This is a genomic window from Streptomyces sp. NPDC059679 (genome assembly GCF_042734105.1).
Classification (GTDB): domain Bacteria; phylum Actinomycetota; class Actinomycetes; order Streptomycetales; family Streptomycetaceae; genus Streptomyces.
This window is the reverse complement of sequence record NZ_JBHWES010000030.1, coordinates 115,838-136,589: the sequence shown is the minus strand read 5'-3', so window position 1 is coordinate 136,589 and position 20,752 is coordinate 115,838. Positions and strand designations below refer to the sequence as shown.

Sequence of the window (20,752 nt, the reverse complement as noted above, 5' to 3'; positions counted from 1 at the left end):
TTCCGTATCGAACCGGGAGAGGTGGAGGCCGCGATGATGGCCTGCGCCGAAGTGGCCCACGCCGCGGTGGTGGCGCGGGAGGACCGCCCCGGGGATCAGCGGCTGGTGGCCTATGTGGTGCCGGCAGCAGGCGCGGCAGTCGACGCGAAGAGTGTGCGGGCCGGCCTGGCCGCGCGGCTGCCGGAGTTCATGGTGCCCTCCGTAGTCATGGTCCTCGAACAGCTGCCACTCACACCGAACGGCAAACTGGACCGGCGGGCGCTTCCGGCACCCGAGTACGCGGTGGCCGGATCGAGCCGCGCGGCTGCCACACCAACAGAAGCATGGCTGGCGCAGCTGTTCGCCGAGGTACTGGGGGTGGACGCGGGTCGCATCGGAGCGGAGGAGAGCTTCTTCGATCTGGGCGGCCACTCCCTCCTCGCGGCCCGGCTGATCAGCCGCATCCGCACCGGACGAGCTGTGGAACTCGGCATCCGTACGCTGTTCAACACCCCCACAGTCGCCGGCCTGGCCGCGCTCATCGACTCCGACACGGTTGGTGCGGGCGCCATCGAGGCGGCTGATCCGCTGGCGGTGATGTTGCCACTGCGCGCCGACGGCCATAAACCTCCGGTGTTCTGTATCCACCCGGCGGTCGGCATCGGCTGGGTCTATTCGGGTCTGCTGAGGTATCTGGACGCCGACACTCCGCTCTACGTCCTCCAGTCGCCGATGCTCTCCGACCCGACCGAGCGCCCCGCCAGCCTCGTGGAGATCGCCGAGACATACATCCGGCAGATGAGGAAGGTGCGGTCCACCGGTCCGTACCACCTCGTCGGCTGGTCCTTCGGCGGCGGCGTGGCGCAGGAGATCGCCGCCCGGCTGCAGTCGGAAGGCGATGAGGTCGGGCTTGTCGCCGTACTCGACGGCTATCCGGTCACACCGGAGGAGCTGACGGACGAGACATCCGGTCTCGGCGCTCTTCTGGACTCGGTGGGCATGCTGCCGGCGTCGAGAGGCGCCGCGGGCGAGGGCACCGAGCAGGCCGCAGTTGATGACCGTTCGCCCGATATCGACATCGACATCAACGTCGACGAGGAACGGTTTCTCAGTCTCGCGGCGGAGCCCGGCAGCCCGCTTTCGCTTCTCCCGGCACGGGCGCTCGCGCTGCTCCCGCGGGTGTTCGCCACCCATGTCGCCCTGTCCGGGGCGGTCAGTGGCCGCGTCTTCCGCGGTGATCTGCTCTTCTTCTCCGCCGCGCTGGGCAGAGGGGACGGATGGCCGACTCCCGATGCGTGGCGCCCCTACGTAGCCGGGGCCATCGATGTGACCGACGTACCCGTCGCACACGGAGCCATGACCGGGCCCGAGGCGCTCGCGGTCATCGGTCCGGTACTGGCGGCGCGGCTGCAAGCCACGGTATCGGCCTGAACAAACAGCGGGGCGGCGGACGTCAGAGGACTTGTGGCGCAGGACGAGAGGGAGGGCAACGTGCCGGAAGCGGTTCAGGTAGTGGGAATCGGCGGGTCCAACAGGGCGGGCTCGACTGCGGAGAAGGCCCTGCGCATCGCCCTCGCCGCGGCTGTCCGCCGAGGCGCGCGAGTGAAACTGATCAGTGGGCCCGACCTGGTGATGCCGTTGTACGAATACGTGGCGGCAGAACGGTCCGAACGGGCGAAAGCACTCATCGAAGCCGTCTCGTCGGCGGACGGCCTGATTATCGCCACACCCGCCTACCATGGCTCGATCTCGGGAATGGTGAAGAACGCACTCGACTACATGGAGGAACTGCGCTCCGACCGGCGGCCGTACTTCTCGGGGCGAGCCGTGGGCTGTATATCGGTCGCCGGGGGTTGGCAGGCGTCGGCGTCGGCGGTCTCCGCGCTACGGACAACCGTTCACGCCCTGCGTGGCTGGCCCACTCCGCTCGGGGTCACGATCAATACGGAGACCACTTCGTTCGACGTCGATGGCCGGGTGCAGGATCCACAGGTGGCCGAACGCCTTGAGCTGGTGGCCGAACACGTCGTCGAGTTCGCCGTGATGCGGCGGTCGTTGAGTGCGCAACAGATGAAAACATCCACGCTGCGGGAGCTTGCCCCCGCACAGATCTGACCAGCGTGGGCACTTATTGCCAAAGCCCTTGACACCCCCGCGGGCGGCACTTTAGCTTTCGGGACGACGCTCAATAATACTGATCCATGACCAGAGTGTGACCGTCAGCGGCTCAATGCAGAGCAACTGAGAGCAACTCAGAGCGGCCCGCGGGGAGCGTTCGAATCTGAACGGGGGACAGCACATTGGGACGGGTGGCCACAAAACCACACCCCAAGGCAGGATTAGCCGGGCGCGTACTGTTTCGCGCGCCCCGGAAGCGCCGCCATGCTGAAATTTTTTGGCGTATGTTGACTTTTTCTCCACCTCACACATGCCCCCGCCCTCGCTGATGCCCGTCACGGAGCAGAAGCCGGGGATCGGCCTGTCTGAATCCAATGCACTAGCCCTCTGACGCGGGGCAATGTCCATGGAAGGGGATGTCGTGAGCATATCCGAGAAATCTTCCCAATTCGGTGAGATTCTTCGCGAGTATCGAATATCATGCGGAATGACACAGCAGGAGCTGGCGGACTTCTCAACGCTCAGCGTGCGCGCCATCCGCGACCTTGAACGCGGTAAAGTGGCCAGACCGCGGAAGGAAACCCTGCGCCTTCTGGTAAAGGCCCTGGATCTACCCGCAGACGACCGTGAAAGATTTGAGTCGCTTCTGGTTTCGGCCCGCGGCAATCGATTCAGGTCGACCGCCGCCAACTCTCGGCAGCGAAATTCCCCGGGGAGCGGCCCTCGCGAGGAAGCGCCGGATGTCGTACTCGCATACCTGCCCGAACGGGGCACCGCGGCACCTGACACGCTAAACGGCGGAATCTATGCGGATGTACTGAACTCCCTGGCAGCGAACCTGAATCTGACAGGACGTCACATGGCCATCGTGGTCCTCTCGCCGGACAGGGCGTGACCATTTCTTTCTTTACAGCGGCCCCCCACGCCAGAAGTGCCCGCGATGGCGGCCGTATCCCGCATACGGCCGCGTGACGGAGAGAACCGAATCAGTGGACAGCGAGACGAGTGCAGGGAAGTCCGTGGCAGAAGCGGCCCGTCCAGCCACCAACAAGACGGGCCGGCTGGGAAGACCGGTCTACCTTCTCACGATCTGCCAATTCCTCTATTACGCGGGCGTCAGCGTCGACCTGACCCTGACGGCCGTCGTCGGTCTCGAGATGGCACCGACCGGCGCCCTGGCGACGCTGCCACTCACCCTGATGACGGTCACCGGAACCATCGCCTCCTACGCGACCGGAATGCTCTCCGCGCGATACGGACACCGATCGGTCCTGGCCGTGGGCGCCTGCATCGCGGTGACCGGTGGTCTGGTCTCCACGCTCGCCGTCCAGACGGATTCCTTCTTCACCTTGTGCGCGGGTACGGGCATGGTCGGGGTGTACCGGTCGACGGGCGGCTACTTCCGGTTCCTCGCGGCAGACCTGGTGCCCAAGGCGTCCCGGACCAGGGCGCTGAGCACGGTTCTCTGTGGTGGCGTGGCAGCGGCGATCGTCGGCCCTTGGGCCGCGACACAGAGCAGTGGCCTCGTGGGCGCCGAGTTCGCCGGCTCCTACCTGTTGGTGTCCTGCCTGGCGTTCGCCGTCGTGCCTGTCATCCTCGCCGTACGACCGGCGTCGCCTCGTCCGGCGGAAGCGGATTCCGGTACGGAGGAGGAAACGGCCCAAGCCACGCGCGTACGCGATGTCGTGCACACCAGTGACTTCCGCCGGGCCTTCAGCTTGCTGGCGGTGTCCACGGGCGTGATGACCATGCTGATGGCCGTCGGCCCGATCGGCAGCAAACACGCCGGGCACTCCTTGTCCCAGGGGGCGATGGTCATCCAGTGGCACATGGTGGGGATGTTCGCCCCGGCCTTGTTCAGCGGCCGGCTGACCACCGCGTGGGGCCCTCGCTGGACCGGGATGCTCGGGGCGTCTCTGCTGGTCACAGGGGCCGGGATCGGTTCGCTCGGCACGGGGATGTCCGCGTTCATGGTGTCACTGGGGCTCGTGGGCGTGGGCTGGAATCTGGCGTATGTCTCCGGCAGCGCCTACGCGGTCCGTTGCTATCCGCAGGGAAAGGGCGGGCGGGTCCAGGCCACCATCGAGGGCAGCACCGCATGCGTGGGCGCCATGGCCTCGTTCTCGGCCAACCTGGTGTTCTCCCAGTTGGGATGGACAGGGACAAACCTCGCGGCGCTGGTCCTGCCGCTGATCGTCTGCGTATGGCTGGCCGTCGCCCGTACCCCCGAGCGTGAGCCGGCCGCTGCCTGAACTCGCCCGTCTCGATGCCGGAGTGTCACGGGGGGGGGAGCTCAATGGCGAATACGGACCGGCGCTTCCGCATTCTCGTGTCCGCGTACGCGGTGTCCGCCTATGGCAACTACCTGAACCTGATCGCCTTGAGTCTGTTCACCTACGAGGTGACCGGCAGCGCGCTCGGTGTCGGCGCGATGATGGCGTTACGGCTGTTCGCCGGCTTTCTGGCGGGGCTCGCCGCCGGGGCGCTCTCGGGGAGAGTCACCCGCCGGACGGTCATGATCTGGACGGATGTCGCCCAGGGCGCCGCCATGACCGGGCTGGTGCTCACCTCTCCGGCCACCCCGCTGTGGCTGCTCGCCGTCGCGGTCGTGGTCCTCGGTACGGGGAACACCTTCTTCACCGTGGCCCTGCGCAGTGCGGTTCCGGTCATGGTCGGCCAGGAGGCCCGCGCCCGCGCCAACGGCCTGCTGATCACCGCGAGATCGCTGGCCACGGTGCTGGGCTTCGCCTCGGCCGCGCCGGTCATCGCCTTCGGCGGCTACTCCGCCGCGTTCGGCGTCAATGCCGTGAGTTTCCTCTGCTCCGCCGCGGCTTTGCTGGTGCTGCGGCCGCGTACGGATGACGAGGGGAAGGACGTAGCGGCGGACACGGCTTCCCGCGGGGGCACCGGACCTCCGGTCCGCACCGGCCGCGGCCTGCGCGCGTGGCGCGGAGCGGCAGGTGTGCGCTCACTTGTCCTTGGCATGATCCTTCTCAGGGGCATCGACGCGCTGGCGTCCTCCTCGCACAACGTCGCCCTGCCGGTGGTCGCACACTCCGCAGCCCCGGACGAACCCGCGCTGTTCATGACCCGGTTCTGGGCCGCGTGGGCGGTGGGCACCGTTCTCGCTCATCTGGTGCTCAAGCGCAGGCAGGGCGAGGCGGCCTGGGACGAGCGTGCGTTCGCGCTCGGCACCTGCGCGATGTCGCTGTCGTTTGTGGCGGCGTTCCTCGGACTGCCCGCCTTCGCCCTGATGGGGGCGGCCACCTCGGCGGGGTTCGCGGATGGCTGGACCGAGATCGTCTACACCTCCCGCCTCCAGGCGGCCCCCGACCGACAGCGCGGCCGACTGTTCGGGCTGTCGGCCACGGCGGAGCAGTCCGGATTCGCGCTGGGGACGGTGGCCGCCGGGGCGGCCCTCGAGACGCTGCCGGCCCCGGCCGTCGTGGGCGTCTTCCACGGCATGGCGGTGTGCGGCGCACTGGTCCTGCTGATGTGCACCGCCGGCCACCGCGGCCCGGCCCGGCGCGGCCGTCGACAACCGGACAACGGGAATGACGAGGGAGAGGAAACGCATGGACCGCGTTCGGGGACAAGCCATCTGCCGGGGGCCTGAGCCGGACCGCGGCGAGGACGATCCGCGCGACGCCGTGCGGGCGCTGCTGACGGCCGCGGACTCCGCGCCCGGCGGGGCCGTCGTCACCGTCGCCGCGGACGGTTCGAGCACCGCCCTTCCGTACCCCGAACTGCTGCTGCGGGCCCGGCGAGTGCTCACCGGACTGCGCGAGCACGGGCTGCGCCCCGGCGACGCCGTGGTGCTGTGCGGCCTGCCGCTGGCCGAGTTCTTCCCCGCCTTCTGGGCCTGTGTGCTCGGCGCCGCCCGCCCCGCCATCATCGCCGAGCACCCCGCCCCGGCCTCGCCCGCACTCCAACGCCTGCTGCAGACCTGGGAGTTACTGGACCGGCCGCTGGTACTCACTGACCCGGCCGGCGCGGCGGACCTCGCACAGTCCGCTCCGGGGCTGCGCGCCGTGGTGGCGCGGGACTGTCTGAACGCCCCGCCCGCGGGTGACCCCATCGAGCCGGCCGCGTCCGACACCGCCCTGCTGATGCTGTCCTCCGGCAGCACCGGAGTGCCCAAGGCCGCACTGTTGACGCACGCCGGTCTGGCGGAATTCGCCGCCAGCGCCCGGCGGACTCTGGACGTCGGCCGGGACGACACCATGGTGAACTGGCTGCCGGTCGACCACAGTGGCGCGTTCCTGCTGTACCACATGCTCGCGGTCTTCGCCGGATGCACCAACGTCCACGCGCCGACCGCGCTGGTCCTCGCCGAGCCGCGGCGCTGGCTCGATCTCCTCGATGAACACCGCGCCCAGCACAGCTGGGCGCCGACCTTCGCCTATCAACTCGTCGTGGACACCCTCGCCGAGCGGCTGGCGGGGAGCTGGAACCTGAGCCGCGTCAAGTCCCTGATCTGCGGGGGCGAGCAGATCGCGCTGCCGGTACTGACCCGCTTCCTCGACGCCACAGCCGCGTACGGCATCCAGGAGCGGCACATCGTCCCGGCGTGGGGAATGGCCGAGACGGTCACAGCCGTGACCTACGGCCGCCTCGACCGGCCCGGCACCGTGCACCGCCTGCTCAAGAGCAGCCTGGGCGGGCAGCTGATACGGGCCGACGGAGCGACACCCGAGGAGGACTGCGTCACGTTCGTCGCGGCCGGAGCACCGGCGCACGGCGTCACCCTGCGCATCGTCGACGATCACGGCGAACTCGCGCCCGAGGGCGGCATCGGCCGCCTCCAGGTGCACACGCCCGCTCGCCTCACCCCCGGCTATGTGAAGAACCCGGAGGCGGACGCGGCGGCCTACCCCGCCGGGCGGGACTGGCTGGACACCGGAGATCTCGCCTTCCTGGACGCGGGACAGGTCGTCATCACCGGCCGGCGCAAGGACCTGATCATCCTCAACGGACACAACGTCTACTGCCATGAGGTCGAGGAGGCCGCCACCGCCGTCGCCGGGGTCCGGCAGGGGGAGGTGGCCGCCTGTGGCGTCCCGCACCCGGAGCGGGGCACGGAGGAGCTCGCCGTGTTCTTCGTGAGCCGCGGCGCCGCCGAGGACGCACGGATCACGGCCGAGGTGAAGGCGGCGCTGTTCGCTCGGCTGCGGCTCGCCGCGGCTCATGTCCTGCCCGTACCGCGGGACGAGTTCCCCAGAACGCCTGCGGGAAAGGTGCGCCGCGCCGAGCTCAGGGACCGGCTGACGGGCGGCGGATTCACCGCGGCCACGGCCACCGGCCCGCGCGCCGGGAGGGATCCCGACGCGATCACGCGGACGGTGCGGGAGGAGACCGGCGCGGTGCTGGGCCGACCGGTGGACGCGGATCTGCCGTTCTACGAACTCGGTCTGACCTCCGTGCTTCTGGTGCGCCTGCGGGCCCGGCTGGAGGCGCGGCTCGGGACACCGATCGCCCAGACCGCGTTCTTCGAGCACCCCACCGCGGCCGCGCTCGCCGCACATCTGTCCGGCGCCACCGGAAAGCGGGCCGAGCCCGCGCCCACCGGGATCGGCCCCGCCGACACCACCGATCAGCGCATCGCCGTCGTCGGGTTGTCCCTTCGCTTCCCGGGCGCGGAGACGCCGGAGCAGTTCTGGGCCAATCTCCGCGACGGCGTGGACAGCGTCCGGACCTTCGGCGTGGAAGAGCTTGCCGCGGCGGGCCTGCCCCCCGAGGTGCTGGGCGCCCCCGACCTGGTGGCCGTCGCCGGAGTCCTCGACGGGGTGGCGGAGTTCGACGCGGACTTCTTCGGAATGCCCCCCAAAGAAGCCGAGCTGACACACCCCGCACACCGGCTGTTCCTGGAGTGCTGCCACCAGGCGCTGGAGGACGGCGGCTACGCGTCAGCCGAACCGGGCACCCGGATCGGGGTGTTCGCGGGTTCGGGCATGAACCTCTACGACCACCAGCGGCCGTCAGCGACCGGATCGTCCCACGACATGGCGGACCCCGCCACCGGCCTGCAGACGGCCATCGGCCGGCAGCCGGACTTCCTTGCCGCTCGGGTCGCCTACCGGCTCGGGCTCACCGGCCCCGCCATCGGTGTGCAGACGGCCTGTTCGACCTCGCTGGTCGCCGTGCACCTCGCGGTCCAGGCGGTGCTGTACGGGGACGCCGATCTGGCGCTGGCGGGCGCCGCGGCCGTGCACTTCCCCCAGGAGACCGGCTACCGCAGCCACCCCGGGTCGATCCTGTCGCCCACCGGGCGCTGCCGCGCCTTCGACGCGGGGGCCGACGGCACGGTCGGCGGCAACGGCGTGGCGGCCGTCCTGCTCAAGCGGCTCGACCGCGCGCTGGCCGACGGCGACACCGTGCACGCGGTGATCCTGGGTTCCGCGGTCAACAACGACGGCGCGGACAAGGTCGGCTTCAGCGCCCCCGGTGTCGCGGGGCAGATCGAGGTGGTGCGCCAGGCGTTGCGCAGGGCGGCCGTCCCTGCGGACACGGTCTCGTACGTGGAGGCGCACGGGACGGGCACCCGGCTCGGCGACCCGGTGGAAATGGAGGCGCTCGCCCGAGCCCTCGGCGAGGGCACCGACCGCACGGGCTTCTGCGCGGTCGGCTCGGTGAAGCCGAACATCGGGCACCTCGACAGCTGCGCCGGCATGGCAGGGCTGATCAAGACGGTTCTCATGCTGCGGCACCGCACCCTGGTGCCCACGCCGCATCTGACCCGCCCCAACCCCGAACTCGGCCTGGACGGCGGCCCGTTGAGGCTTGTCACCGAGCTGAAGCCGTGGTCGCCACCGCGCGGTGTGCCGCGCCGGGCCGGAGTCAGCGCCCTCGGGGTCGGCGGCACCAACGCCCATGTCGTGCTGGAGGAACCTCCCACACCGTCCGCGACCCCCACGGCCGCGCCCGAGCTGCCCGTACTCGTGCCGGTGTCGGCCCGCGACACGCAGGCCCTGGACGAGTTCACCGGTCGGCTCCGCGACCGCTTGCGACAGCAGCCCGAGCTCGCGGCCACGGATGTGGCGGCCACCATGGCACTCGGCAGGCCGCACCGCGCGGCACGGGCCGCGGCCGTCGGCCGCACGGCCGAAGAGCTCGCCCGCGCGCTGGAGACGCAGCGGGCGCCGCAGAACCCGGTCGGGCCGGTTGCGTTCGCCTTCCCGGGGCAGGGCAGCGCACGCCTCGGTATGGCGAGCGGACTCTACGCCGCGTATCCCGCCGCCCAGCGCGTACTCGACCGCTGCGAGGAGATCTACGCCGACGAGTTCGGCGGAACCCTGCTGCCGCTCCTTCTGGCGGAGCCGTTGGCGGACGGCGAGATCTGGCCCACCGAGACGGCCCAGGCCGCCCTGTTCGCCCACCAGGCGGCGCTCGGCGAGGTGTGGCGCGCCGCCGGCGTCCGCCCCGCGCTGCTGCTGGGCCACAGCGTCGGAGAGTACGCGGCGCTGTACGCGGCGGGCGCGCTGCCGCTGGAGGACGGGCTGCGGCTCACCGCCTGGCGCGGGCGCCTGATGCACCGGGCCTGCCCGGTGGGCGGCATGCTCGCGGTCCGCGCCGACGCCCGGACCGCGCGGCGCATCGCTGAGAGCGCCGGTGCCGAGGTGGCCGCGGCCAACGGCCCGCGCGCTCAGGTGATCTCAGGTTCGCGGCAGGCCCTGGACGAGGTGGCGCGCCTCCTCGACCAGGAGGGGCTGCGCCGGCGGGCGCTGCCCGTCGACCGGGCCTACCACTCGGCCGCGATGGAACCGGCCCTGCGGGAGTTCCGGGCCCGTGCCGAAGGCGTGGCGTACCGTCCGCTGCGCACCCCGCTGGTGACCGCGGCCGACGGAGAGGTGCGCCGCGCGGGCTGGACCGTCGACGCGGACTACCTCTGTCTGCAGGCCCGGCAGCCGGTCCGCTTCGATCTGGCCATGGCCGAGGCCATCGGGCAGGGATGTCAGGACTTCGTGGAGATCGGGGCCGGGAACACCCTCGCCGGCCTCGGCCGGCACTGCGCACCCGAGAGCCGCTGGACGGGCGGGCAGGGTGACGGCGACGGGACGGCCGTACAGCTGCACGGGCTGCTCACCGGGCTCGGCTCGCTCTACCGCAGGGGAGCCGAGCTGGACTGGCGCGCGCTCACCCGCGGCGGGGGCCGGGTGTCGCTGCCGGGGCACCCGCTGCGAAGACGCCCGGTGGCGACCCCGGCTCCGGCCCCCGCCCCCGCCCCCGCCCCGGCTCCGGTTCCCCGAACGCTCCCGCCGCCCTCCGCCTCGAAGGCACCTGTCGTCCCGGGTGAACTCCTGGAGGAGGTGCGGGCGCTGACCGCTGACAAACTGGGCATGGCCGTGGCCGATGTCACGCCCGACAACTCCTTCTTCGAGTTCGGCGCGGACTCACTCTCCCTGATGGGCATGACGGCGGAGCTGGAACAGCGGCACGGGGTACGCGTTCCGGTGCGAGAGCTGTTCGACTCGGCCGACACACCGCGCAGGCTGGCCGAACGGCTGGCGCGGTTGGCCGGGGACGCGGCCGGGCCGACGGTGCCGGCCGCCGCGCCGGAGCCGCCCGAGGCCGCCCCGGCCCCTGTGCCCCCTCCGCGTACGGCCCGGGTGGCCCCGCTCCCGATGCCGCCCGCGTCTCCCGCGGCTCCACGCCCCGTGCCGGCGGCCCCCGCCACCACCGCGCCCGCCCCGGGATGCGACTTCAGTCTGTACTTCTTCGGCGACTACCCCGAGGACGCCGAACGCGACAAGTACGCGCTGATCATGGCGGCGGCTGAGTTCGCCGACCAGCACGGCTTCCATGCCCTGTGGTTCCCCGAGCGCCACTTCAACTCCTTCGGCGCGCTCTTTCCCAATCCCTCGGTCCTCGCCGCCGCGCTCGCCGGCAGGACCAGCCGGATACGTCTGCACGCCGGCTCGGTCGTGCTCCCGCTGCACCACCCGGTCCGGGTCGCCGAGGAATGGTCGGTCGTCGACAACATTTCCGGTGGCAGAGCCGGCCTGTGCCTGGCGAGTGGCTGGCACGCCACCGACTTCGCGCTCGCCCCGCAGCACTTCGGCCGACACCGCGAGGTGATGTACGAGCAGCTGGCGACCCTGCGGCAGCTGTGGTCGGGGCGGCCACTCGCGATGACCGCGGGCGACGGCGAGCCGGTCGAGGTCCGGCTGCACCCGCGTCCGCTCCAGGAGCGGCTTCCCCTGTACGTGGCCGTCGTGGGCAACCCGGACAGCTACCGCCGGGCGGCCGCCGAGGACCTGGGCGTGGTCACCAATCTGATGACGCAGACCGTCGAGCAACTGGCCGAGAACATCGCTTTGTACCGGCGCACCCGTACCGAGCACGGCCTCGATCCGGCGGCGGGCCGGGTCGTGGTGCTCGTGCACACCTACCTCGGCGACGACGCACAGCGCGCACGCGCCGAGGCGTACCGCCCCTTCGTGTCCTACCTGCGCTCTTCGCTGTCCCTCTTCGACCAGGTCACCAACAGCCTGGGTTTCGAGGTCGACCTGGACAGCGCCCCCGAGGAGGACGTGGAGTTCCTGCTCGGCCGCGCCTACGAGCGCTACTGCGACTCCCGCGCCCTGATCGGCGACGAGCACGGCGCCGCCGGGACGGTACGCCGACTGGTGGCCGCCGGAGTGGACGAGATCTCGTGTTTCGTCGATTTCGGCGTCCCATCCCAGCAGGTGCTGGCGGCGCTGCCGGTGCTCGACCGGGTACGCAGCCGGGAGCAGTCCACGGCACGGGAGCAGGCCGCGCTGGTGCCGGAGCGGATGCCACTGTCGCCGGCGCAGCGCCGCATCTGGTTCCTGGAGCAGCTGCACCCCGGCACCAGCATGTACCACGAGCCCAAGGCGATCCGCCTGGACGGCCCGCTGAACGTCGAGGCGCTGCGGTGGGCGTTGCGGCGGGTCGCGGAGCGGCATCCCGCGCTGCGGACGGTGTTCGAGGTCACCGACGGAGTGCCGTACCGCGGGACACTCGACCGGACACGGCTCGAGTGTCCGGTGGAGGACCACGGCGGGGCGACGGAGGAAGAGGCGCTGCGCGCCACGCTGGAGACGGAGGGGCGCCGCCTCCTCGACCTGAACACCGGCCCGCTGGTCAGGGCCCGGCTGCTGCGCCTGTCGGAAGAGCGGCATGTGCTCTTCCTGCTGGTCCACCACATCGTCTTCGACTCTTCCTCCACGGTGGTGTTGGTCCACGACCTCGCCGCCCACTACCGCTCCTGGCCGCACGGCGACCCCGCACTGCCGCACCTCGCCGAGGCGCCCCCGTACGACCGGCGGAACCCCGCCGAGCTCACCGAATCCCTCGCGTTCTGGCGGCGGGAGCTGAGCGGCGTGCCGCAGCTTTCACTCCCCACCGACCGGCCACGCCCGCCGGTGAGATCGGGAGCGGGCGCGAGCCTGACCCATGAGCTGGACGCCGAGCTCGTCGACAGGGTGCGGACGTTCGCCGCCGCACACCGCGCCACCCTTTTCATGACGCTCATCAGTGCCATCGGCGCGGTGCTCGGCCGGTTCAGCGGCCAGCAGGACGTGGTCCTCGGTACCGCGGTCGCCGCCCGGCCGGCCGGCGCAGAACACCATGTCGGTCTCTTCCTCGACACCGTCGCCCTGCGCCTGGACCTCACCGGCGACCCGGACTTCCCGACCCTGCTGCACCGGGTGCGGCAGCGGAGCACCGCGGCGTACGAACACCGCGGTGTCCCCTTCGACGAGTTGGTCGGCGCGTTGAACCCGCGGCGCGACCCCAGCCGCAATCCGCTCTTCCAGGTGATGGTGGAGTACGAGAACGAGGGCGAGGTGGACTTCGATCCGCCGCGGCTGACATCCACGCTCCTGGACATGCCGAGTGCCCGCGCCCCGTTCGACCTCAGTGTCTATCTGACGCATCACCGCGACGGCGTGCGGTTCATGGTCGAGTACGACACGGCTCTGTTCGACGAGAGCACCGTGCGCCGATTCGTGGACTACGTGGAGCAGACGCTGCGCCGCGCCCTCGATGCCCCCGGCGCACCGCTCGGCGAACTGACCGCCGTCACCGGCGCCGACCGCGACACCCTGGCCCGGCTGGGACACCAGGACGAGCGACTGCCCGCCCCCGAGGACACACCCACCCTGCATGGCCTGTTCGAGCGGCAGGCGCGCCGGACCCCGGATTCCGTCGCGCTGATCAGCGGCGAACGGCACGTGTGCTACGGGGAGTTGGACGCATACGCCAACCGGCTCGCCCGGCGGCTGCGCGCCCGGGGCTCGGCGCGCGGGGAGCGCGTGGCGGTGCTTCTGCCGCGCGGCCCGCAGCTGATCACCGCCCTGCTGGGCGTGCTCAAGAGCGGCGCCGCGTATGTGCCCCTCGACCCCTCCGTGCCCACCCCGCGGCTCGCCCGGCTCCTCGACGACGCCACCCCCGTTCTGCTGCTGACCAGCGACGCCGCCCTGACCCGCCACCCGGGCCTCGCGGCACGGCTGCCGATCCAGCTGGCCGAGGAGGCCCGCGACACCCTCCAGGACGGGCCCCTCCAGACCGGGCCCCTCCAGGCCGAGCCGCTTCAGGACGGGGCTCGGCCGGAGGATCCCGCCTACTGCATCTACACCTCGGGCTCGACCGGCCGCCCCAAGGGCGTCGTCGTCCCCCACCGCGGGCCGGCCAACCTGGTCCGCGGACACCTTCGGCGCCATCCGGCGCTGCGTACCCTGCAGTGGACCTCGCCCGCGTTCGACGTCAGCGTGCAGGAGATCTTCACCACGCTGGCGTCCGGAGCCGCACTCGTCCTGATCGGCGACGAGGTGCGGCACGATCCCGCGGCCCTGACCGAACTGGTGCGGCGCCATGAGGTGCAGCGGATGTTCATGCCCTGCACCCCGCTGAAGTATCTGATCGGGACCGAGCCCCATCTGCCGTCCCTGCGCGAACTGGTCTCGGCCGGCGAAGCACTCCAGCTCACCGGTGCCTTTCGCCGCTTTCTCGCCGCGCACCCGCGGTGTGCGCTGTACAACCAGTACGGGCCCACGGAGGCCTCGATCATCATCACCTCGCACCTGGTCGACCCGGGCGGCGAGGAGTGGCCGCCGATCGGCACCCCGGTGCCCGGAGCGCGGATCTCGCTCCTGGACGGCGCCGGGCGCCAGGTGCCCATGGGCGCCGTCGGCGAGATCTGCGTGGGCGGCGTCCCGGTCGCGCACGGCTACCACGCCCGGCCAAAGGAGACCGCCGCCGCCTTCCTCGACGACGGCGCGGGCGGGGTGCTGTACCGTACGGGAGACCTCGGGCGCTGGCGTACCGACGGCAGCCTTCACTACTGCGGCCGGGCCGACGACCAGGTCAAGATCCGTGGATTCCGGGTCGAACCCGGCGAGATCCAGGCGGCGTTGACCGCGCTCCCCGACGTACGGGACTCGGCCGTCGTACCCCGTCGTGACCGGCACGGCGATATGGAACTGGTCGCCTATGTGGTGCCCTCGGCCCCAGCGTCCTCGACGGGCTCAGCGTCCTCGACGGCCTCGGCAGCCGATGCCGGGCGGCTGCGCACCGCGCTCTCCGCCGAACTCCCCGACCATCTGGTGCCGCGCCACTGGGTGTGGCTGGAGCGGCTCCCCGTGAACGCCTCCGGCAAGCTGAACCGTGCCGCCCTGCCCGAGCCCCCCGCGGACGACCGGGCTCGGGAGGCCGATGCCGGGCCCGTCACCCCCCTGGAGAAGGCGCTGCACGACCTGTGGTGCGAGGAACTCGGCGCACCGCGGGCCCCGTTGACCACCTCCTTCTTCCGGCTCGGCGGCCACTCCCTGAGCGCGATCAGACTGCTGAACCGGATGCGGGACCGCCTGGACATCGACCTCGCCATGGCCGACTTCTTCCTCGATCCGACCATCCGGGGCGTCGTGGCCCGCCACGAGCCCGCCCCCGCGCACGAGGTGGTGGACACCGTGCCGATGCCGTCCACCATGCGCCGCCTGTGGCGGCGCCACCATGAACGCGCAGACCCGAGCGTCTACAACGTCGCCCACCGCATCGAGCTGCGGGGCGACCTGGATCCCGGCACCCTCGCCCAGGCCCTGGAAGACCTGGTGGGGCGTCATCAGGCGTTGCGCAGCCGGGCGGTGCGCAGCGGAGGCGGAGACTACGTCGTCGAAGTGCTGGCCGGGGTGTCCGTGGACCTGTCGGTCACCGACCTCTCCACACACGCCCAGGACACCGCCACCGTCGAGCGGTGGTGCCAGGAGCAGGCGTCCCACGTATTCGCGATGGACCGGGCACCGCTGTTCCGTTGTCGTCTGGCGCGTCTCGGGGCGGACCGCTGGGTGCTGCTGACGGTGTTCCACCATGCGATCTGCGACGGCTGGTCCATGGGGCTCATCTGGCGCGACCTGCAGGAGCTGTACAACGCGCGGCGGGCCGACACCGATGCGCGACTGCCCGTTCTCACCGCACAGTTCACGGATTTCGCGCGAGCGGAGCACGAGCTGGGCGACGAGCGCAGGGCGGAACTCGAACGGTTCTGGCGTGCCGAACTCGACGGTGTGCCACTGCGCGCGGCCCTGCCCTACGACCACCCGAGGCCCAAGGCGTTGTCCGGCCGGGGCGCCGTGCACACCGTGGTCATCGACGGCGACACACCCCGCCGGGTCGGGGACACCGCGACACACCTGGGGACGACCCCGTACGCCGTGCTGGCGGCGGCGTTCGCCACCTGGCTGGCCGGGGTGTGCGGCGGGCCAGCCGATGCAGTACTGGCCGCGTCCAGCGCCAACCGCCTGCAACCCGAGCGATCCGAGGTGGTGGGGCTGCTGGGCGACGCCGTCCTGCTGCGCGCCCGGATCGGCGAGGCCCGGACCTTCGCCGACCTCGTGACACAACTCGGCGGGACGCTGTTCACCGCGCTCGACCACCAGGAGTTGCCCCTGACGGACGTGGTCGAGCTGGTCTCGCCCGGGACCAGGGACACACTGTTCCCCAGCGTGCTGTTCACCGTCGTCACCACACCACCACCCGCTCTGGATCTGCGGTCGGTATCGGCCTCGGTGCGCGCACTGCCCACGTCAGGCGTGGCCCGGACTGAACTGTATGTCGTCCTGCAGCCCCAGGACGATGCGATCACGGTGATATTCGAGTACTCCACGGATCTGTTCACACAGGCCACGGTCGAGGAGTGGAGTACGGGCTTCGCCCGGCTCCTCGGAGAAGTCACAAAGAACCCGGAGTGCCCCCTCGGGAGGCTGCTGGGTCCCTGATCAGTCAGCCGAGGCCCCCGTCAGGCCCGTACGACCTGGATGTCGGCCTCGGTGAACCGGTCGACGAGTTCATCGGGGGCACCGGTGTCGGTGACCAGCACATCGATCTCGTCGACCGTGCAGATACGGGCGAACGCCCGGTGGCCCAGCTTGGTGCTGTCGGCCACCACGATCACCCGCGCCGCGCGGCGCGCCATCAGGTGGTTGATGCTCGCCTCGCCCTCGTGGTGGGCGGTGGCGCCCTGGGTCAGGTCCAGCGCGTCGACGCCGATGACGGCCACATCGAGGGAGACCTGGTCGAGCACCCCGGTGGCCAACGGGCCCATCAGCTCGAAGGACTGGGGGCGGGCGACCCCGCCGGTGAGCACGATCTTGATCTGCGGGCGCACCGCCAGCTCACCGGCGATGTTCAGCGCGTTCGTCACGATGGTGACGGCGGGGGCGCCGCCGGGGGCGGTCAGATCCGCGCGGGTGGCGATGGCGCGGGCCGCCTCGGTGGTCGTGGTCCCGCCGTTGAGGCCGACGATCGCGCCGGGGTCGATCATCTGGGCGACGGCGGCGCCGATCCGCTGCTTCTCGGACGCGCGCCGGGCGGTCTTGTAGCGCAGCGGCAGGTCGTAGGACACGTTGTGCGCCACCGCGCCGCCACGCGTACGGGTGAGCATCTGCTGCCGGGCGAGTTCGTCGAGGTCGCGGCGGATCGTGGCGGTGGACACCGCGAGCTCGGCCGCCGCCTCTTCGAGGTCGATCCTGCCGTCCCGGGCCAACAGCTCCAGCAGGGCGTTCCAGCGTTCGGGCCGTTTCACGCCGTCTCCCTCACCCCGTCGTCACCCGCGTCACCCGCGCTCACCCATGCTCGCCCCGTTGTCACAGGCGCGGTTCACCCTATCGCGCCCGGCGTCGGACGCTGGACTTCTCTGCAAAATCATGCGCATTATCGGCCCGTACGATGCAACTCACATCACGCCGCCTGCTCATTTCACGCATGACAAGGGGAGCCGTATGAGCTACACCGAGGCCGAGATCGCCAGCCAGCCGGACTGCTGGCGCCGCGCCGCGGATCTGGTCCAGGAGCCGGGCGGAGCGGTGCGGGCGGCGCTGCCGCGGGCGGGTGAGCGGGTCGCCGTCGTCGGGTGCGGCACGTCGTGGTTCATCGCCCAGTCGTACGCGGTGCTGCGGGAATCGGCGGGCCAGGGGGAGACGGACGCGTTCGCCGCCTCGGAGATGCCGCCGGGCCGCCGTTACGACCGGGTGCTCGCGCTGTGCCGGTCCGGCACCACGACCGAAGTGCTCGAACTGCTCCGTCGCCTGCGCGGCACCGCGCCGACCACAGTGGTCACCGCCGTGCCCGACTCCCCCGTGACCGAGGTGGCGGACTCGGTGGTCCTGCTCGACTTTGCTGACGAGCAGTCCGTCGTCCAGACCCGCTTCGCGACCACCGAAATCGTCCTGCTACGAGCCCACCTGGGCACGTCGCCGGCCCGTCTGGAGGCCGACGGGCGCGCCGCCATCGCCGCGCCGGTGGCCGACGGCCTGCTGGACGCCGAGCAGTTCACCTTCCTCGGGCGTGGCTGGACGTACGGGCTGGCGCAGGAGGCCGCGCTCAAGATGCGCGAGGCGGCGGGGGCGTGGACCGAGGCCTATCCGGTGATGGAGTTCCGGCACGGTCCGATCAGCGTCACCGGCCCCAAGAGCGTGGTGTGGTGGCTCGGCGAGGGCGACTGCGGCCTGGAGGAGGAGATCGCGGCCGCCGGCGGTCGGCTGGTCGGGGACGGGCGGGACCCGGTGGCCGAGCTGGTGGCGGTGCAGCGGCTCGCCGTCGCGATCGCCCAGGCCCGCGGCCTCGATCCGGACCGGCCCCGGCATCTGACCCGCTCGGTGATCCTCGGGTGACCGCGCGGCCCGGCGCTTTGCCGGGCCGCCGCACAGTACACAGACCGGGACAACAGACCAACGAGCAGCGGAAGGAGCCGGGCCATGCCGCTGGTGGCGACCGGCGAAATCGTCGGACCGGCCGTACGGGCCGGACTCGGCGCGGGGGCGTTCAACGTCATCCAGATCGAGCACGCCCAGGCCATCGTCGCCGGGGCGGAGACGGCCGGGGCGCCGGTCATCCTGCAGATCAGCGAGAACGCCGTGCGGTACCACGGGGCGCTGGCCGCCATCGGGCGCGCGGCCGTGGAGGTCGCGGCCGCGGCCCGGGTGCCGGTCGCCGTGCATCTGGACCACGCGACCGAACCGGCCCTGGTGCGGGAGGCGGTGGGGCTCGGGTTCGGGTCGGTGATGTTCGACGCCTCCGCGCTGGACTACGAGGCCAATGTGGCGGCCACCGCGGAGGTCGCCGCCGACTGCCACGCCCGAGGGGTGTGGGTGGAAGCGGAGCTGGGTGAGGTGGGCGGCAAGGACGGCGTCCACGCGCCGGGGGCCCGTACGGACCCGGCCGAGGCCGCCGCCTATGTCACGGCGACCGGCGTGGACGCGCTCGCGGTCGCGGTCGGCACCTCCCACGCGATGGTCGTCAAGGAGGCGGTGGTGGACCTCGGGCTGGTGGCGGCCCTGCGCGCGGCCGTACCCGTACCGCTGGTGCTGCACGGCTCCTCCGGAGTGCCCGAGGCGGATCTGACCCGCGCGGTCGAGGCGGGCCTGACGAAGGTGAACATCGCCACCCATCTCAACGTCGCCTACACGCGGGCGATCCGGGACCACCTCGCGGCCCATCCCGAGGTCGTCGACCCGCGCCGCTATGTCGCGAAGGCCCGCGACGCGGTGGCGCGCGAGGTGGCCCGCCTGCTCCCGCTGCTGCGGGCCGTCGCACCCTGACGCGGTCGGTCTATCGCTCGCCGTCCCGGAACCAGATGACCACCACGGCGGACAGGACCGCGACGACGGCAGCGATGACGCCGAAGCCCATCGACATCGCATCTGTGAAGGCCGTGACCGCGCGGGTGTGCGCGGCGGGCCCGAGGTGCCGCGCGGCCGCGAGCGCCTGGCCCGGGGAGGAGGCGTGTTCCGCCAGGGACGGCGGCAGCCGGTCGGTGAAGCGGCCCGTGAGCACGGTGCCCATGACCGCCACCCCGAGCGCGCTGCCGACCTCCCGGGACGCGCTGCCCAGGCCCGAACCGAGGCCGGCCCGGCTGGGCGGCAGAGCGCCCATGATCGCCACGGACAGCGTCGGCAGCGACAGGCCCATGCCGACGGCCATGACCAGCAGGACCAACGCGTACAGCGGATACGGGGTGCCGGCGTCGGTGAACGTCAGCAGAGCCAGCCCGGCGGCGAGGATGCCAAGGCCCACGGCGATCACCCGCCGGGCGCCGAACCGCCCGGCCAGCGCGACGCTGCGGCCGGACACCGCCAGCATGCCGATGGCCAGCGGTCCGATGGCCAGCCCGGTCAGCGCGGGCGAGTACCCCTTGGCGTACTGCAGATACTGGGCGTTGACGAAGAACAGCGCGAAGAGGCCGAAGAAGGAGAGGGTCACGCCCAGCGTCCCGGCCCGCAGCCGGGGAATGGCGAAGACCCGCGGGTCGATCAGCGGGTGTGCGGCGCGCAGCGCGTGGACCACGAAGCCGGTGAGCACGACGGCCGCGGCGCCGAGCGCGCCCAGGACGCCGGCCGAGGTCCAGCCCCGCTCGGGTCCTTCGATGACGCCGTAGAGCAGGGCCACGAAGCCGAGGACGAGCAGCGCGGTGCCGGGCAGATCGGGGTGGGCGGGGTGGCGCTCGCCCCGGGGGGCGAACCGCGCGGTGAGCGCGAGCAGCACCAGCGCGAGCGGGGCCATCACCCAGAACAGCCCCTGCCACGGCAGATATTGGAGCGCCAGGCCGCCGCCGAAGTTGCCGACCATGCCGGCGGCGCCGGTCGCGGCCGTCCATACGGCGATGGTGTGCGGCCGCCGCTGGGGCGGGGCGGACTGGATGGCAAGCGACAGCGTGGCGGGCATGATCAGGGCGGCGCCGGCGCCGGTGAGGGCGCGGCCGCCGATGAGCACCGCGGCGTCGGGGGCGAGCGCGGACACCAGACAGCCGCCCGCGAAGAGCGCGAGGCCGGTGAGGAGCGTTCCCTTGCGGCCGCGCCGGTCGCCGAGCGCCCCGGCCGGTATCAACAGGCAGGCGAAGACGATGACGTACGCGTCGACGATCCACAGCAGTTGGGTGGAGGTGGGGTGCAGGGAGCTCGCGACCAGCTTGGGGATGGCCAGGTTGACGGCGGCGACCAAGGCGATGGTCAGGATGACGCAGGAGGACATCAGGGCCAGGACCGCGCCGGGGCGCGGCCGGCCGCGGTCCGGCGGCGCGGTGCGCTCGGCGGTGGCGGTGGCGGACATGGGAGTACCTCGCGTTCACGGAGAAGAGGTGAAGTGCGGCGGCCGGCCGTCGACTTGTAACGTAGGCAGCCCGCTACTTAACCGCAAATGCAAC

The 20,752-nt window shown here is 71.7% G+C and carries 10 protein-coding genes; 8 read left to right on the top strand and 2 right to left on the bottom strand.

Annotated features, from left to right (window positions below; genetic code table 11):
* The 6 genes from ACFV2X_RS29200 to ACFV2X_RS29175 form a co-directional block, all read left to right on the top strand.
* Window positions 1-1,410, top strand: a 1,410-nt coding sequence (locus ACFV2X_RS29200; protein ID WP_385621946.1) for a thioesterase domain-containing protein, incomplete at its 5' end; no start/stop codon positions are given.
* A 33-nt stretch (window positions 1,411-1,443) separates the two neighbouring features.
* Window positions 1,444-2,094: an NADPH-dependent FMN reductase gene (locus ACFV2X_RS29195; protein WP_385621944.1), complete on the top strand. Its 651-nt coding sequence runs from the start codon at window positions 1,444-1,446 to the stop codon at window positions 2,092-2,094.
* A gap of 424 nt (window positions 2,095-2,518) precedes the next feature.
* Window positions 2,519-2,992, top strand: a complete 474-nt coding sequence (locus tag ACFV2X_RS29190) for a helix-turn-helix transcriptional regulator (protein WP_385621942.1) — start codon at window positions 2,519-2,521, stop codon at window positions 2,990-2,992.
* 124 nt (window positions 2,993-3,116) lie between these two features.
* Window positions 3,117-4,349, top strand: a complete 1,233-nt coding sequence (locus ACFV2X_RS29185) for an MFS transporter (RefSeq protein ID WP_385621940.1) — start codon at window positions 3,117-3,119, stop codon at window positions 4,347-4,349.
* A 44-nt stretch (window positions 4,350-4,393) separates the two neighbouring features.
* Window positions 4,394-5,713, top strand: a complete 1,320-nt coding sequence (locus tag ACFV2X_RS29180) for an MFS transporter (protein WP_385621937.1) — start codon at window positions 4,394-4,396, stop codon at window positions 5,711-5,713.
* Window positions 5,673-16,331: an amino acid adenylation domain-containing protein gene (locus tag ACFV2X_RS29175; RefSeq protein ID WP_385621936.1), complete on the top strand. Its 10,659-nt coding sequence runs from the start codon at window positions 5,673-5,675 to the stop codon at window positions 16,329-16,331. The genes ACFV2X_RS29180 and ACFV2X_RS29175 overlap by 41 nt, the downstream gene beginning before the upstream one ends.
* Before the next feature lie 20 nt (window positions 16,332-16,351).
* Here the strand turns inward: ACFV2X_RS29175 and ACFV2X_RS29170 are convergent, their stop codons facing one another.
* On the bottom strand, window positions 16,352-17,137 hold the full coding sequence (locus tag ACFV2X_RS29170; RefSeq protein ID WP_385621934.1) for a DeoR/GlpR family DNA-binding transcription regulator: 786 nt from the start codon (window positions 17,135-17,137) through the stop codon (window positions 16,352-16,354).
* A gap of 196 nt (window positions 17,138-17,333) precedes the next feature.
* Here ACFV2X_RS29170 and ACFV2X_RS29165 point away from each other — a divergent pair, with 196 nt between their 5' ends.
* Both ACFV2X_RS29165 and ACFV2X_RS29160 read left to right on the top strand, forming a co-directional pair.
* Window positions 17,334-18,224 (top strand): SIS domain-containing protein, encoded by an 891-nt coding sequence (locus tag ACFV2X_RS29165; RefSeq protein WP_385621932.1) that lies wholly within the window; start codon window positions 17,334-17,336, stop codon window positions 18,222-18,224.
* An 84-nt stretch (window positions 18,225-18,308) separates the two neighbouring features.
* Window positions 18,309-19,151, top strand: coding sequence for a ketose-bisphosphate aldolase (locus ACFV2X_RS29160; RefSeq protein WP_385621929.1), 843 nt, complete (start codon window positions 18,309-18,311; stop codon window positions 19,149-19,151).
* A gap of 10 nt (window positions 19,152-19,161) precedes the next feature.
* On the opposite strand, the gene ACFV2X_RS29155 is transcribed toward ACFV2X_RS29160, so the two are convergent.
* Window positions 19,162-20,658: an MFS transporter gene (locus tag ACFV2X_RS29155; protein ID WP_385621927.1), complete on the bottom strand. Its 1,497-nt coding sequence runs from the start codon at window positions 20,656-20,658 to the stop codon at window positions 19,162-19,164.
* Between the last annotated feature and the right edge of the window lie 94 nt (window positions 20,659-20,752).

What these genes read in the sequence shown, in the direction of transcription:
- ACFV2X_RS29180 (WP_385621937.1), top strand. Translation starts at nt 4,394, where the DNA reads ATGGCGAATACGGACCGGCGCTTCCGCATTCTCGTGTCCGCGTACGCG.
- ACFV2X_RS29175 (WP_385621936.1), top strand. Translation starts at nt 5,673, where the DNA reads ATGGACCGCGTTCGGGGACAAGCCATCTGCCGGGGGCCTGAGCCGGAC.
- ACFV2X_RS29165 (WP_385621932.1), top strand. Translation starts at nt 17,334, where the DNA reads ATGAGCTACACCGAGGCCGAGATCGCCAGCCAGCCGGACTGCTGGCGC.
- ACFV2X_RS29160 (WP_385621929.1), top strand. Translation starts at nt 18,309, where the DNA reads ATGCCGCTGGTGGCGACCGGCGAAATCGTCGGACCGGCCGTACGGGCC.
- ACFV2X_RS29155 (WP_385621927.1), bottom strand. Translation starts at nt 20,658, where the DNA reads ATGTCCGCCACCGCCACCGCCGAGCGCACCGCGCCGCCGGACCGCGGC.